The organism is Streptomyces sp. 8L (genome assembly GCF_020176795.1).
In the GTDB taxonomy this organism is placed as follows: Bacteria; Actinomycetota; Actinomycetes; order Streptomycetales; family Streptomycetaceae; genus Streptomyces.
This window is the reverse complement of the sequence record NZ_JAIUKE010000921.1, coordinates 1-981: the sequence shown is the minus strand read 5'-3', so window position 1 is coordinate 981 and position 981 is coordinate 1. Positions and strand designations below refer to the sequence as shown.

Genomic DNA, 981 nt, shown 5'->3' with positions numbered 1-981 from the left:
GCGACTGCCGCAGACCCCTGATCGCCCTCGGCCTCACCGGATGAACCCGGACAAAAAGCGATCTTGCAACGGACCCTGGGTGACGACCAGGCCGCGTTCGCGGAGTTCCTGGATGGCGCGCCGGGTTGTGCCGAGGGCTACGTGGTAGGTGCGTGCCAGCTCTCGCTCGCCGGGCAGCCGGGCTCCGGCGGGCAGTTCGCCGGATTCGATCTGCCGCTGCAGTTCGTTCGCGAGCTGTGCGTAGACCGGTACGGGTGAGCTGGCCTGGAACGGGCTCTCCTGGTCGTCGTCCATGACGGCACGCTCACATAAGGGATAGCTCCCCGCAGATCTAGACAGCTCCATACAGCTCCATACAGCTCTGTACAGTTCTATAGGACTGAGCTGTAGCGGTAGGCTCGGTTCCGGGTCGTCGGTGGCCCGGGAACCGAAACACGGGGAAGGTGAACGCTGTGGGCACGAGGGCGGGCCGGCGAGACGACGACGGCGAAACTGGTCCGGTGCAGCAGACGCCGGCCTCGCGGCAGACGCGCATCGACGCGGCCTGGCGTGCCTACACCGGCCACACCAGCGGATGCGCGCCGTGCCGCAGCGGCGTCGACTGTCCGGCGGCGCGGACGCTGCGGGCGGCATGGTGCGAGCTGGTCCCCCGCGTGTAGAGCACCCGGCGCCCTTAGCCAGTCCCCTACAGATCTCCCTACATTCTCCCCTACAGTCCTCCCTACAGGGGCTACGCTCGATGCCCTGGCGTTGGCACAGGTCACAGGGCCTTTCGCGGGGCGCACGCGTGCCGACAACCCTTTTCTCCGTCCTTCACCGGGCGGGATCGAGGGTTGCCGGGGGGAGGGGGTGGGAGCGGATGGCTGGTCAGCAGCAGGTGTGGCGCTACAAGTCGACGGCTAGGGCGCGGTCGTTGGTGCTGCTGGCGCTGGGGGTGGTGAAGGTGGCCACGGCCGGGCAGCTGCGGCAGCTGGTGCTGCC

The 981-nt window shown here is 68.4% G+C and carries 2 protein-coding genes; one reads left to right on the top strand and one right to left on the bottom strand.

Features of this window, described 5'->3' with window-relative positions; translation table 11 throughout:
* Nucleotides 1–33: 33 nt before the first annotated feature.
* The gene (locus tag LCE31_RS39890) at nucleotides 34–294 is read right to left on the bottom strand and encodes a GntR family transcriptional regulator (RefSeq protein WP_225023201.1); all 261 of its coding nucleotides are present in this window, start codon (nucleotides 292–294) and stop codon (nucleotides 34–36) included.
* A 206-nt stretch (nucleotides 295–500) separates the two neighbouring features.
* Here LCE31_RS39890 and LCE31_RS39885 point away from each other — a divergent pair, with 206 nt between their 5' ends.
* A complete protein-coding gene (locus LCE31_RS39885; RefSeq protein ID WP_225023200.1) occupies nucleotides 501–659 on the top strand; it encodes a hypothetical protein in 159 nt (52 codons plus the stop codon).
* Nucleotides 660–981 lie beyond the last annotated feature (322 nt).